The following is a 12,778-nucleotide window of genomic DNA, read 5'->3' as shown; positions in this document are numbered from 1 at the left end:
CCACAAAAACCATAATAAATTATAAAATTGTGGCATATTCAATGAAAAGATTTATTATTAGATGATAATAGCTGTATTATATATAAGCACCTATTATAAGATAATGGCTCAAGAGAACATTTTTATGTAACAAGCCGCTTCGCTTTAATTAAATACAATTATAATATTATGACGCTCTTGCGGTTATTTTTATCGTTTACTCTTTGGTGCTTTCCTTACCAAGCGCTTGCGATACTTGATCGTGAAATGGCAGAATCATTAAAATGCTCACGATTATTTTCATATTTTGAAAGAAAACACCGTATTCCTTTAGATACTTTGCATTCAATTTCTTTACAAGAATCAGGAAAAACTCACTCTAAACATAATATCAAAATTGTTTGGCCTTGGACTGTAAACGTTGAAGGACAAGGTTATTTTTTTGATAATAAAAGGGAGGCAGTGTTATTTGTTAAACAACAGCTGCTCACTGGTAAAACCAGCATTGATATTGGTTGCATGCAGATCAATCTTAAACATCATCCTGATGCTTTCAAATCTATTGAACATGCTTTTGATCCGGTTAGCAACATTACTTATGGCGCCGAATTTCTTAAAAGAAAATATGATCAACTGGGCAATTGGTTACAAGCAATTGCTCATTACCATTCTGCAACTCATGAGCTTGGCTCAAAATATAAAGAGAGTGTAGTAAAAATTGCTAATAATATGAATGAATACAAATATTCTTTAAAAGCATATTCATATCCACATTATTATAATCGTCATTCTCAACCAGTTTCTAAAACTTCTTACCAAAAATTCGTTACTAAACCAGAAAAAACTTATGTTTCAACTCCAAATAAAGCTAAGGCCGTTACTTTGAATAACAGTAAGGGAGATAGAATACGCAAACCAGGAGTTCTATATGTCAGCGCTCGTAATAGTCCGAGTACTAAACCTGTGTACAAATCATCAGCAGAAATAGAACTTCAGAAGAGAGTTACCGCAAAAAATAATGCAACCTATAGAAAAATATCACTTAATAACAAAAATCGTAGCAATATGATGGTACGAGTACCGCCGCGTCAACCGGTAGCTCAATAATTAAATGGATCCTTTACCTAAACAACCAATCTTATTCAATCGACAAAAATTACGCAACAATAGAAACAAAGCAGCAAATACCATAAATAATTGCCCACTTGCAAAATACGCTGCTGACAATATTGTAGAAAACTTACAAATGTTAGATCGAAATTTTGTTAATATTTTAGATATTGGTTGTCGTAATGGTTACTTATCGTTGGCTTTGCTGAACAAATATAATAATGCCACTCTAATTGCCACTGATATTTCTGCTGAGATGATTGATAAAGTCGAATGTACAATAAAATTATTGGCAGATGAAGAAGAGTTAGAATTTGTAGAGAATAATTTTGATCTGATTACTTTTTCATTAGGTCTACATTGGATTAATAATGTTCCGCGTTTTTTAAATAACATCCATAATTGGTTAACCACAGACGGAATTTTTATCGCCAATTTTATTGGTGGCAAAAGCTTTAAAAATTTGCGTCGTTGTTTAATCGAAATAGAGACTGCTACAAATTATTTTCACAGTCAACATATACCACCTTTTATCAATTTTGATCACATGGTTCCTTTATTACAACAAGCTAATTTCCAGGATATTATTGTTGATGTTGAAGAAATTGATCTTGAATATGATAGCGCTTTTGCATTAATGAAAGCTCTGAAAATGGCAGGAGAATCTAATATCATGATGAATATGCCAAACTATTCGATTTCAAAAAAGATGTTAACAATCTTAAAAACTGAAAAAACATTTAATGATCAGATTAATATGATTAATTTTATTGTTAGCAAAACTAGGGGTGTTATCAACCCTGATTCTAAGTAATAAGAAATATTAGCAAATAGTCAACTCTATAGTTTTATTAACTAAATAAAAAGAGTCTTTATATTCATTAAAGCAATTTAATATAGAGTATTCAACGAACTGCGTTAAATCGAAATGCTAGTGGGAGGAGATAATATAAGTATTACAGAAATATAATTTTTAATATTATATCTCTTGCATAACTTAGAAATGATTGAAGAATTTTTCAGGCAAATATATAGACAGGAATCGCAAATATCACTAGTATATGCTATCTTGACTCAAATTTTGACAACAAAATTATCAATCATAGTAAGCTGCGCTCATAGGTTTAATGCATCTCTACTATTTTTTAAGCGCCTTCATCCTCTATATTAGGCAATTTGCCTAAATATTCTATAATGCGTTGCTCTTCCCAATTTATATCTTCATTTATAATTTGCTCAACAGTTAGCAAGAGATTTTCTTTAAATACCGATGACTGCAAAGGGAGCATATTTACTTCATTTAAAGCATCTTGTATATAATAACATAACTCAGGATTTTGTTGTAATCCCGCTATTACTTCTTGTTTTAGTTTTGGGTCATTTAAAATAACGTCTAGTACTTGATATGAAGTTTTAATATGATGGTCTTCATAAAATTTTAAGGTTTTTGAATGGAATTCTTTATCTACTTCACTGAATTCAAGCAGTGAACTTTCTTGTTCAAGCAATTTTCTATCAACAACACTTAAGCCTATGGCCTCCATTAGTAGGTTGGATATTTTATAAAAAACAGGTGCTTTATTAAAAGCTATTATATAACTATATATACTAAAATATATGTCAATGGATAATAAAAGAAATAGTAAATGATTTGAGAGTATTCAATAAACCATAGATCAAATTATGGAGAGACCATTTGAGTTGAGGCTATCATCGTGACCTCAATCGTCTATTACTGTGGTAGTAAAGAAAATAATATCAATTTTTGTATACGATACTTCCATCACCAAATATAAAAAATTTATCCAGAGATTTTCTATATAATATGGTATATCTTGACCTAATATAAGTTTTCTGTAAAAATCGCTACGATAACATGTTTATTAAAATTATAGGTTTCTAATATTATGCAACAATTTGATTTAGTAATTATTGGTGGGGGACCAGCTGGATATACTGGTGCTATACGTGCTGCACAACTTGGAATGAAAGTCGCTTGCATTGATAAACGTCGTACTTTAGGTGGGACTTGTTTAAATGTAGGTTGTATCCCTTCTAAAGCGTTGCTGAATTTTTCAGAAAAATATGAAGAAGCTAAGCATCATTTTGCTGATATTGGGATTAATACCAATGCTAGCCTTGATCTAAGCAAAATGATTACTAAAAAAAATCAAGTAGTTAGTGATCTATGCAAAGGAATAGACGGATTATTCGCAAAAAATAAAGTTACTAAGTTGGTTGGTGCTGCTTCATTTATATCCTCAACAATTATTGAAATTAATAATGAATCAGGAAAAGAACAAATTACTGCTAAAAATATTTTAATTGCCACTGGCTCTGATATAATTAAGATCCCAGGTGTTGATATTAATGAAACATCAATTATTTCCTCAGCTGGGGCTCTAAATTTACAACAAGTGCCAGAAACTCTAATTGTGATTGGTGGTGGTTATATAGGTTTGGAGCTCGGTTCAGTATGGCGTCGGCTTGGTAGCAAAATTACGGTTGTTGAATATGCTGATCGTATTGTTCCAGCTCTAGACGACGAAATTGGTAAACAATTTACAACAATTCTACAGAAACAAGGCTTTAGTTTTAAGCTAAACACTAAAGTAGTGAGCGCAGAACAAAAAGCTGATAAAGTGATTTTAACGACTCAAGAAGTAACTGGGAGTAAGCAAGAACAATTAACTGCTGATGTAGTGTTAGTGGCTGTTGGTAGAAAAGCTTATACAGAAGATCTGAAGTTGGAAGCAGTGAACCTCGTTGCAGATGAACGTGGTAGAATCGAGGTAAATTCACATTTCCAAACTGCCATTAAAAATATTTATGCGGTAGGTGATGTCATAAAAGGGCCAATGCTTGCCCATAAAGCCGAGGAAGAAGCTATTGCTGCAGTAGAAATTATGGCAGGGAAAGCTGGTCATGTAAACTATAAAGTGATTCCAAGCGTAGTTTATACTTCACCGGAAGTTGCTTCTGTTGGCTTAAATGAAGCTGAACTGAAAGCTGCAGGGATTAATTATAATATCGGAAAATTTCCATTTCTTGCCAATAGTAGAGCACGTACCATGTGTGCAACCGACGGCATGGTCAAAATTCTAGCTGATAGTAAAACTGACCAGATATTAGGTGCTCATATAATTGGTCGTGATGCTGGAACATTAATTGCTGAAATTGCTGCAGTTATGGAATTTGGCGGAGCAGCAGAAGATGTAGCCAGAACCTGTCATGCTCATCCGACTCTTAGTGAAGCAGTTAGAGAAGCTGCTCTCGCAGTAGCAAAACGTGCAATTAATTTTTAACTCTTAACAACCGTTCTACTGATGGAATCGTCTGGCTGGAATATCCTTAACAAAATATCATGGTCATTAAATTTTGACAATAGACCTCTTCTCACAAACTCAAGCATGAGAGATGATTTGAAGGAGACGCGGAACTTCGATCCGCGACGCACTCTAGATTTATTTCGGATTCGAGTACCGCACCAAAGTTCAAATCATCTCTCATGCTTGAGTTTGTGAGAAGAGGTCTAAGAGGCTGTCAGATCAGTAGATATAAGAGAGGAATTTTTAGAAAAAACGAAGTCGAGCGCCGCAAGTAGTCTCTTGTTTGTTGCGAAGCTGAGACAAGTCTTGACGACAAAATTACCACTTAGATCTACTGATCTGACAGCCTCTAATAAAATTCGTATAATTTTACTGCTAGTGTTCAACTTCTTCCTCCTGCTTCTTTATCATTAGATTTAGCACCAACACTGTGACTTCGTATTTTTGATGTGGTAGATTTTTGACTATCAATTTGTTCTCCTATGGCTACTATTTGTGTTTTTAATTTTTCTTTATCTACTGTGTTTATCGGCGTATCTAGTTTTTGAACATTCTCCATAGCTTTAGTTAGTGGAGATTTTTCAGTAATTTTTAGATTCGCAATTTCACCTGGATTATATTTATCAAACGGATTATGAGCTCTTTTAACATCTTGAAATATACTAGCAACACGAGCTCTGAAACCAGATTTGGCTTCTTGTACTTTTTCTACTTTTTGTTCTATTTGAACTTTTACTTCCTTAAATTTGTCTAATTTTTGCTGATCAGACATTTTAAAATAATCTTCGTTGCTAACAAGTTGTTTAAGTGCCATGGTTTGTTTCTGTTGTTCACGTTTTGCTTGTCTTAACTCAGTAATGTTGTCATATCCTGGTGTATCTGGTTTCCCTCGTTCAGCATCTATTCCTTGTTTCAATTCAAAACGCTTTTGATCTATTGCTTTCTGGCCAGTAACTCCAAGCCCTCCAGAAATCGCAGTCATCACACCAGTTTTGGCAAGCATTACCGGATTAGTTAGTGTATTGGTTACAGTTTCTGCTACTAATGGTACAACTGTTTCTACACCATACTTGGCAGCACTTTTTAACCCCGAAGCGCCTTATTTACCCTCCACATATCTCTCAGTTTCTGATTTTTTCCCGCTTTTTGTTGGAGTATATAATTCATTTTCTAAAACAACTTTTAATTTGGGATCTATTTTGAATATTTGCTCTTGAGCAGCAATATTATTCCTATTTTGAATAAGTAATTGGTGTTCATTATCTAGTTTACGAGTAGTTCTAGCTTGAACAGTATCTTTAACTATTCCTATTCCTACTCCCACTCCAGCGGCAACAAGTCCAGCAGCTGCTAGCGGTGAAGCCAGTACAACAAAAGCAGCTCCTATACCAATGGCAGCAACTCTACCAACTGTATTACTAGTGAGCACTTTAAAAACTTTGGAATTAATTATTGGATCAATAATTGCTGATTTTACTTTATTAAAAATGTTGGATACCCCATCTTTAAACCGTTGCCAGGCTGATTTCGGTTTTTCTGCTTCTGATTCTTTTGTTTCTTGCTTTTCTGTTAAAGGTGAGGAACCAGATTCTTTTTGAGAAAAAGAGAAGCGATTTTTAGGATGATCAAAATCTATATTAGGTTTTTTAAATTCTGCTGAAGTAATATTTTTTTCGTTGGTAGCTTGCTTAATACTCTCATTTTGTTCATTGAATTTGTCAATCGTATCATCTTTGTCCATATTTGTATTTATAGGTTTATTTAATTAGTATTATCTTAATTATCTTCATAATATGAATATTAATACATTGATCAAATTCAATATAGTCAATTATCAATTGAATATCTATTTTTTAGCAATACATTACAAATGAGTTACTTAATATTCGAGCAAAGTGTGTTTACTTAAAAATGCCCTAATGAAATGAAATTGTCTAAAAGGCTTATAGCTAAGAGGAACCTTTACTCTGACGCAAAATGGTTAAATCAAATCTGAGTTTGTGAAAGAAGTCTATTTTCTAAATAACTTGATACTACCTTAATTGGTAAAGATTTTGTGTATAAATTTAATATATATATCAATTTAGTAAAATAAAATATTGACTTATGAATAAATAGATATTATTATATCATATATTTAACAATAAGGTATAAAATTATGAAACAAAAACAAATAGAAAAAACAAACAGCTGCTACAAAGATTTGAAGAACTTTACTTCAGAATTGAGGAAACAACTGAACGTATACTGCGAACAGCAGTAGAGGGTACTATATTAAAAATTCCTCAAAGCGACTTAGAAGTGTTTACAGCCATTGCTCGTAATTACCAATTAATAAATGTAATTACAACCTGCTTTACGTGGTACAGAATCAAGTAAGTTTGCAGCAAGTTAGTTATGAGAATACAGATTTTGTTGATTCTTTGCCTATTTTTGAAGCAACTATGTCCCAAATAAAGTCAATATTTGGCGAACAATCTAATGTTGCAGTGACAAAATGGTTTAGTGATATTTTAAATAAAGTAGCTCCTGAGAATTGGCAATGGTATACTACCAAGGTTCAAGGTATATTTAATGAAATATTTACTTTTGCTGAGTTTGGACCAGGATTTGATCCAGAAGATGATGTGAAAATTGATAGTTACCATTTTTATGGATTGAATGATCATATTATAAATAAATTAATTAATAAAATCATGTCTGATGCTGAATATGATCGCCAAGTGGCTGATTGGCAAGAAGCTGTGCATCAAGGTTTTTCAATTGAGGTAGCTGAATTTTTTGAACAAATGAAGCAGGGTACTATAGAAGAAATGCAAGCATTATTTCATAATATTCATTATAACTTCGAAAAATTATATGGTGACTTCACTAGTATAAATCCTGATTTAATAGAATATTACTATCAGCAAATAGAGCTTCAAGGTCACGAGAAAGCTAATGCGTTTCTAGATTTGTTAAGAACTTGTTGTGTTCTTAATCAAGAGACAAAAGAGTTGATGGATTTCGTAGATGTAACCAATATTGTGACTGATCTAGTCAGTTGTGTTGATGAGTTGCATGGTAAACTTGGTGGAGAGATTCAGGACTTAGAATCCAATGAGCTTTAGGTTGTAGCCATAGGTGCTTTGTTCTGACAGAGGAATTTTATGGCTGGTCTGCATAAGCATTATTTATGTGTAAAGGCGAGATCAGACAAATTCACTGTCATTACATAAGTATCATAGGCTATAGTTGAGAAATGAGAGAGTGTTCATTGAACACTCTCAGAAATGACTAAAACTTAAGGCGGCTTTTTTAAGTTTTACTGAATAACAGCTAAAATCAAAATAAACATTATCTTTATTTTGAAGTAGCCAAAGTACTATAAGTACCATTCTCACGTTTAATAATATCATATTCTCGTTGAGCGATATTGTCGATAAAATAGAGGTTACCGGATATTCCGATGTAAGGTTGTTTACTATTTAGTTTGCTTAAAAAGCGATAACTAATAAAATCATCACCAATACAACTAATGGCCATTCTTCCTAAATCATAGGCCATTGCGTGCATAAATGACATGTGATTAATTCCCATATCTTTTGCTCGTTCACTAACATTCATATTTAAGATATTTAACGAACCGGTGAAAGTGATATCAATATTAACAGGAGAATCAATGTCAATGCGGTTATCACCAATAATTATCGCTTTTTTGTCTAAATTATATTTATGGATACTATTAAAAACCAGATTTAAACTTTTATAATCATCTGCTAAATATATAATTGGTTTAGATGTAATATCGTCCATCTCGTTTAAATTATCAACACTAGCTTCAACGATTTTAACCGCTTTATTGATTGATTCAGGGTTGTCAGCATAAAATTCAGTACGGACTAAAGTAGAGTTTTGGGTAATTGCCATTTCTTGAATAATTTTACTAATCGTTTGAGCATGTTGTCCGGCTGGAAGTAAAGCAATGAAGTGTTTAGCTTCAGCATTTAAAAAATAACTTACAATTCTAGTCAATTGTTTTAATGGTGCATGACCAAAAACAAATAACTTGGAGTCGGCTAAGGCTGGATTATTTGACATAGTAATTACTATAATGTCATGTTCTTTAACTTTATCAGCAATTAATGAAGTTATTGGCGAGTATAGGGGGCCAAGAATAATTTTTGTCTTACGTGCTATTATTTTTTCTAATGAAGCTAGCGCTTGTTTTTCGTCAGCAGCATCGTACGAAGTGACATTGATATGACTACCTTTTAAACCATCTTCAATGCCCATTTTTATTAAAGCATTATATTGTCGCCCGACAACGGCATCAGCGCCACTAAGGGGCATCATGATTGCAATATCGGTAACTACAGGAGCGTGTGGTTCAGGAATGTCGGATGTAGTTTGGCATGAAGATAAAATTCCAACAACAATAAATAAGATGAAATATGAAATTTTTGTTTTTATAATGTTCATGATAAATTCTTAAAATCATTTAATATGTTATTAAAACCTGGACTATATATTGTATCTACACCGATTGGCAATCTTGATGACATTACTATCAGAGCATTGGACGTCCTAAAGCGCTCAACTGTTATCTTATGCGAAGACACTAGAGTGTCTCAAAAATTATTGTTAAAGCATAATATAACTCAAGCTCGCCTGCAAGTATATAACGATCATAGTGATGCTAAACAGCGAGCGCTAGTTTGTGCTTTAATTGATAATGGCGAAATTGTCAGCTTGATTTCTGATGCAGGCACTCCTTTGATTTCCGATCCTGGTTATAAGTTGATTAGAGTATTAAGAGATAATGGTTATCATATCGACATACTTCCTGGTGTATCTGCGCCAATAGCTGCTTTAACAATCTCTGGGCTGCCGTCGGATCGATTCTTATTTATAGGATTTTTGCCAAAAACGACTATAGGTCAACAAAAAATTTTTACAGAATTATTAGAAATAAAGGCTACTATAATTTTTTTTGAATCAGCAAAAAGAATAGTACAGTCATTATCGGCGGCAAAAGCTGTTTTGGGAAATCGCGAGGCTGCTGTAGCCAGAGAACTAACTAAAAGTTATCAAGATCTAAGATATGGTTCCTTGACACAATTAATTGAGCATTATCAGCAATATCCAGAACAGCTGAAAGGAGAAATTGTATTATTAGTATCAGGACATGCTGATGAAAAAGAAAGCGCAGCTACCTTAGAAAATCTTGAACGAGTGCTGAAATTATATTTGACTAAGGGAGTAACGCCTAAGAATGCTACAGAATTGACTCATACACAGTTTAAGTCATTTTATAGTAAACGGGAAATATATTCATTAGCTAATAAAATCAAGCAATGATAGTTTTTTGTCTTGCAAAATATATAGAAAATAATATACTGACCAGATCTTGAGTGATATGGCTTTGGTATGCCTATTGTTTACTCAAATATTATAGTATATGTCTGAATCTTATTCGGAACTTAAGATATACAATCTTGTAAATACCAATCTAAGGAAATTTTATGCCAAAACTTAAAACCAAGTCGGCTGTCAAGAAACGGTTTAAACTTACAGCCACAGGCAAGGTTATTGCAACGCAGGCCGGTAAAAAACATTTTATGAGACGTCGTACTAAGTCTCAGCTTCGTAACCTTAGAGGAACTACCATTCTTTGCCCTCAGGATGCTAAAAATATTGTCAAGTATTTTCTTCCATATGGCTCGAATTAACTAAGGGAAAAAGTAAAATTATATGTCTCGTGCAAAATCAGGAAAAATTTCCAAAAATCGTCATAAAAAAATTCTAAAACTAGCAAAAGGTTATCGAGGTAGAGCTAAAAACTGCTTTCGTATTGCTATCGAAAAAGTTGAAAAAGCTTTGCAGTATGCTTATAGAGATCGTAGGAATCGTAAGCGTGATTTTAGAGGCTTGTGGATTCAAAGAATCAATGCTGCTGCGCGTATTCATGGTATGGTGTATTCACAGCTAGTTGGTGGACTTAAAAAAGCGGCAGTAGATATTGATCGTAAAATGCTGTCAGAACTTGCGGTAAATAACCCGGAAGCATTTGCTCAGATAGTTGAACAGGCAAAGTCAGCAATGCTGGAAAAAGCTCTCTAAAAGGTGTATGTAAGAGCCTGTCAGATCAGTAAATATAAGAGAGAAAGTTTTAGGAAAAATGAAGTCGAGTACCGCAAGCAGTCTTTTGGTTTGTTTCGGAACTTCGTCTGCGTTTTGACAACAAAATTACCTCTTATATCTACTGATCTGACAGGCTCTAAGTGTCATGCCAGTTTTACGAGAGTGTTCAATAAACCATATGATGAGTTAAATTAAGAAAAGAGACAAATACAAACTGTCTTGCTTGAGGTCGCGTTGTAACTATGCAATTCAGTAAATAGTTGTTTCCTTTCCTGGGTTGCTTCGACTTCGTTTCAGCTCAGACAGTTTGTATCGTCTCTTTTCCTTAACCTTACGCATATGGTTCATTGAACATTCTCAAACACATACTTCTCTTAAAACTCAAGACGTGTGAGAGAGCTATTCTCTAATTTTCTGTCATAGGTGAGTATGCTCATTATTCGGTATCTCAAAGTATTTTTCTGTAACATAGTAATATTTACTATGCTTCCTATGCTTCAAGCATGTAGCTCGTATATAGTTAAAGATGATATGCCTGCCAAAATTATTTCCTACCACAAGCGATCAGTGCATGAATGTTCAGGCAATCATAGTATTGTTTTAGTTGGTGGATGTTTTGACTTGTTGCACTATGGTCATCTGCAATTTTTGCGTAAAGCCAGAGCGCAAGGTGATTATTTAATCGTTGCTTTAGAACCAGACGAAACTATTCTTAATTATAAGAAGCGTCATCCAATCCATAATCAGCAGCAGCGTGCAGAAAATTTGAGCGGCTTACGTTTTGTTGATGAAGTAATCGTGTTACCGGTTTTAAAAGGATTTGATGATTATAATCAACTGGTACAGGATATTTGTCCGACAGTTATTGCTGTAACTCAAAATGATCCTCAAATTGTCAATAAACAGCTTCAAGCGCAAGTTGTTGGAGCAAAAGTCATTGAGGTGATTGATGTATTGGCAAGTCAAACGGAAAATACGACGTTATCAAATACTGCTATTATCAATAAATTATTGGATTAATTCTTTGCGCAAGTTAAAGAATAATAGAATTTAATTATAATAATTAAATTCTTAACGCATATAATATATTAGTTATGTATTAACACAATTAATAACTCAATAAATTATTATCTAGAAGAAGTTTTAATAAGATATTCAGAATTAGCAATCATGTTTGTTGCATAATTCTATTTATAGTACATTGAATTGGAAAAATTAGGCGTATTTTTAAGAGTGTTCAATGAACACTCTTAAAAATAGCTTATACAAACCTTCTGATAGATATAAATTGAAGACTAGGTATTTTCTTTCTTAACTGGCTTCGTAATTGTTGCCAAGTAATCCAGTTTCTTCAAGGATCGCTATTTTCTCAGCGTCAGATATATTTGCTTGGTCACATATTTTAATAGCTTCATTATATTGCGCTAATTCAACAAAATTATTTACTATTTGATGTATTATATTGCTATCAGAATTATAAGTCTGAGGATCTAACTCTAAAACTTTCAACATGTATTTTTGTCTGACTTCAGTGCTATAATTTTCAAGATCAACTACTTGTTCAAGAATACCAGCTTTCTTTACATCATCTATTTGTGCTTTGCTACACAGCCTTATTACTTCTCCATGTTTTGCAAGTCTTTCCAGATTCGTTATTAATTTCTCAAATATAATAGGATCGTTAGGAGCTAGATTAAAGGCTTCCTTGAGGTATTTAATACTTCTATTATACATAGTATATAATAGCTCTTCATCTGTTGTAATATAAGATATATTATTATCAACCAACTCTTCAAGAAGATACGTCTTATCTATGCTATTATAAGCTTGTTTGCATAAGTCTATTGCCATTTCGTCTTTATTTTGGTCGACATATTCTGTTGCTATTTCTCTGATATTACCAAGACCGATTTCTTCAGCTTTATTTAAATATTTAATATATCTTTCTTCCTCCCCTGCCTGTTCTAAGTACTGAGTAATTTTTATTAGGCATTGTTTGGCTACTCTTAAGCTTTGTAGATTACTAAAAAATTCTATTACTTTACTATCTTCTCCTCGATTAACAAATTCCATGTAATTAAAATTATTAATCTTAATTGATTCTTTGAAGCTTTTTTTCATTTTACCCTTAATTTTGTTTTTAAAAAAGATATAAAATAATCATGAATAATAATCAATTTAATGATTCTACTTATTAGCAAGAAAAAGACTATAGTGACATTGTTACTACCAATCAA

12 protein-coding genes and 1 pseudogene are annotated in these 12,778 nt (G+C 32.8%); 8 read left to right on the top strand and 5 right to left on the bottom strand.

Features of this window, described 5'->3' with window-relative positions:
• Positions 1 to 168: 168 nt before the first annotated feature.
• Both Trichorick_RS01390 and Trichorick_RS01385 read left to right on the top strand, forming a co-directional pair.
• Positions 169 to 741 (top strand): annotated as a pseudogene (locus Trichorick_RS01390) (lytic transglycosylase domain-containing protein); the annotation flags it as partial.
• 349 nt (positions 742 to 1,090) lie between these two features.
• Entirely contained in the window at positions 1,091 to 1,903 is an 813-nt protein-coding gene (locus Trichorick_RS01385) for a methyltransferase domain-containing protein (RefSeq protein ID WP_323738484.1), read from the top strand.
• A 331-nt stretch (positions 1,904 to 2,234) separates the two neighbouring features.
• Here the strand turns inward: Trichorick_RS01385 and Trichorick_RS01380 are convergent, their stop codons facing one another.
• Positions 2,235 to 2,633, bottom strand: coding sequence for a hypothetical protein (locus Trichorick_RS01380; RefSeq protein WP_323738483.1), 399 nt, complete (start codon positions 2,631 to 2,633; stop codon positions 2,235 to 2,237).
• 363 nt (positions 2,634 to 2,996) lie between these two features.
• Here Trichorick_RS01380 and lpdA point away from each other — a divergent pair, with 363 nt between their 5' ends.
• A complete protein-coding gene (lpdA, locus tag Trichorick_RS01375; protein ID WP_323738482.1) occupies positions 2,997 to 4,394 on the top strand; it encodes a dihydrolipoyl dehydrogenase in 1,398 nt (465 codons plus the stop codon).
• Between the two features lie 406 nt (positions 4,395 to 4,800).
• Here the strand turns inward: lpdA and Trichorick_RS01370 are convergent, their stop codons facing one another.
• Both Trichorick_RS01370 and Trichorick_RS01365 read right to left on the bottom strand, forming a co-directional pair.
• Positions 4,801 to 5,421 carry a hypothetical protein gene (locus tag Trichorick_RS01370; RefSeq protein ID WP_323738481.1) on the bottom strand — a complete coding sequence of 207 codons (621 nt, stop codon included), beginning with the start codon at positions 5,419 to 5,421 and terminating at the stop codon, positions 4,801 to 4,803.
• 96 nt (positions 5,422 to 5,517) lie between these two features.
• Positions 5,518 to 6,159: a hypothetical protein gene (locus tag Trichorick_RS01365; protein WP_323738480.1), complete on the bottom strand. Its 642-nt coding sequence runs from the start codon at positions 6,157 to 6,159 to the stop codon at positions 5,518 to 5,520.
• Positions 6,160 to 6,778: 619 nt separating this feature from the next.
• Between Trichorick_RS01365 and Trichorick_RS01360 the strand changes: the two genes are divergently transcribed.
• Entirely contained in the window at positions 6,779 to 7,528 is a 750-nt protein-coding gene (locus Trichorick_RS01360; RefSeq protein ID WP_323738479.1) for a hypothetical protein, read from the top strand.
• Between the two features lie 232 nt (positions 7,529 to 7,760).
• Here Trichorick_RS01360 and Trichorick_RS01355 read toward each other — a convergent pair whose 3' ends face one another.
• A complete protein-coding gene (locus Trichorick_RS01355; RefSeq protein WP_323738478.1) occupies positions 7,761 to 8,879 on the bottom strand; it encodes a penicillin-binding protein activator in 1,119 nt (372 codons plus the stop codon).
• Between the two features lie 24 nt (positions 8,880 to 8,903).
• Between Trichorick_RS01355 and rsmI the strand changes: the two genes are divergently transcribed.
• From rsmI to Trichorick_RS01335, 4 genes are all read left to right on the top strand, one after another.
• Positions 8,904 to 9,758 carry a 16S rRNA (cytidine(1402)-2'-O)-methyltransferase gene (rsmI, locus tag Trichorick_RS01350; protein ID WP_323738477.1) on the top strand — a complete coding sequence of 285 codons (855 nt, stop codon included), beginning with the start codon at positions 8,904 to 8,906 and terminating at the stop codon, positions 9,756 to 9,758.
• Positions 9,759 to 9,922: 164 nt separating this feature from the next.
• Positions 9,923 to 10,129, top strand: coding sequence for a 50S ribosomal protein L35 (rpmI, locus tag Trichorick_RS01345; RefSeq protein ID WP_323738476.1), 207 nt, complete (start codon positions 9,923 to 9,925; stop codon positions 10,127 to 10,129).
• Between the two features lie 22 nt (positions 10,130 to 10,151).
• Positions 10,152 to 10,520 (top strand): 50S ribosomal protein L20, encoded by a 369-nt coding sequence (gene rplT, locus Trichorick_RS01340; protein ID WP_323738475.1) that lies wholly within the window; start codon positions 10,152 to 10,154, stop codon positions 10,518 to 10,520.
• Between the two features lie 552 nt (positions 10,521 to 11,072).
• The gene (locus Trichorick_RS01335) at positions 11,073 to 11,561 is read left to right on the top strand and encodes an adenylyltransferase/cytidyltransferase family protein (RefSeq protein WP_410250251.1); all 489 of its coding nucleotides are present in this window, start codon (positions 11,073 to 11,075) and stop codon (positions 11,559 to 11,561) included.
• Between the two features lie 291 nt (positions 11,562 to 11,852).
• On the opposite strand, the gene Trichorick_RS01330 is transcribed toward Trichorick_RS01335, so the two are convergent.
• Positions 11,853 to 12,662 (bottom strand): tetratricopeptide repeat protein, encoded by an 810-nt coding sequence (locus Trichorick_RS01330; protein ID WP_323738474.1) that lies wholly within the window; start codon positions 12,660 to 12,662, stop codon positions 11,853 to 11,855.
• Positions 12,663 to 12,778 lie beyond the last annotated feature (116 nt).

Source organism: Candidatus Trichorickettsia mobilis (assembly GCF_034366785.1).
GTDB classification, from domain to species: Bacteria; Pseudomonadota; Alphaproteobacteria; order Rickettsiales; family Rickettsiaceae; genus Trichorickettsia; species Trichorickettsia mobilis_A.
Note: the sequence above shows the minus strand (reverse complement) of the source record. Positions and strands in the feature narration are given on the sequence as shown.

What these genes read in the sequence shown, in the direction of transcription:
- Trichorick_RS01385 (WP_323738484.1), top strand. Translation starts at nt 1,091, where the DNA reads ATGGATCCTTTACCTAAACAACCAATCTTATTCAATCGACAAAAATTA.
- Trichorick_RS01380 (WP_323738483.1), bottom strand. Translation starts at nt 2,633, where the DNA reads ATGGAGGCCATAGGCTTAAGTGTTGTTGATAGAAAATTGCTTGAACAA.
- lpdA (WP_323738482.1), top strand. Translation starts at nt 2,997, where the DNA reads ATGCAACAATTTGATTTAGTAATTATTGGTGGGGGACCAGCTGGATAT.
- Trichorick_RS01370 (WP_323738481.1), bottom strand. Translation starts at nt 5,421, where the DNA reads ATGCTTGCCAAAACTGGTGTGATGACTGCGATTTCTGGAGGGCTTGGA.
- Trichorick_RS01365 (WP_323738480.1), bottom strand. Translation starts at nt 6,159, where the DNA reads ATGGACAAAGATGATACGATTGACAAATTCAATGAACAAAATGAGAGT.
- Trichorick_RS01355 (WP_323738478.1), bottom strand. Translation starts at nt 8,879, where the DNA reads ATGAACATTATAAAAACAAAAATTTCATATTTCATCTTATTTATTGTT.
- rsmI (WP_323738477.1), top strand. Translation starts at nt 8,904, where the DNA reads ATGTTATTAAAACCTGGACTATATATTGTATCTACACCGATTGGCAAT.
- rpmI (WP_323738476.1), top strand. Translation starts at nt 9,923, where the DNA reads ATGCCAAAACTTAAAACCAAGTCGGCTGTCAAGAAACGGTTTAAACTT.
- rplT (WP_323738475.1), top strand. Translation starts at nt 10,152, where the DNA reads ATGTCTCGTGCAAAATCAGGAAAAATTTCCAAAAATCGTCATAAAAAA.
- Trichorick_RS01335 (WP_410250251.1), top strand. Translation starts at nt 11,073, where the DNA reads ATGCCTGCCAAAATTATTTCCTACCACAAGCGATCAGTGCATGAATGT.
- Trichorick_RS01330 (WP_323738474.1), bottom strand. Translation starts at nt 12,662, where the DNA reads ATGAAAAAAAGCTTCAAAGAATCAATTAAGATTAATAATTTTAATTAC.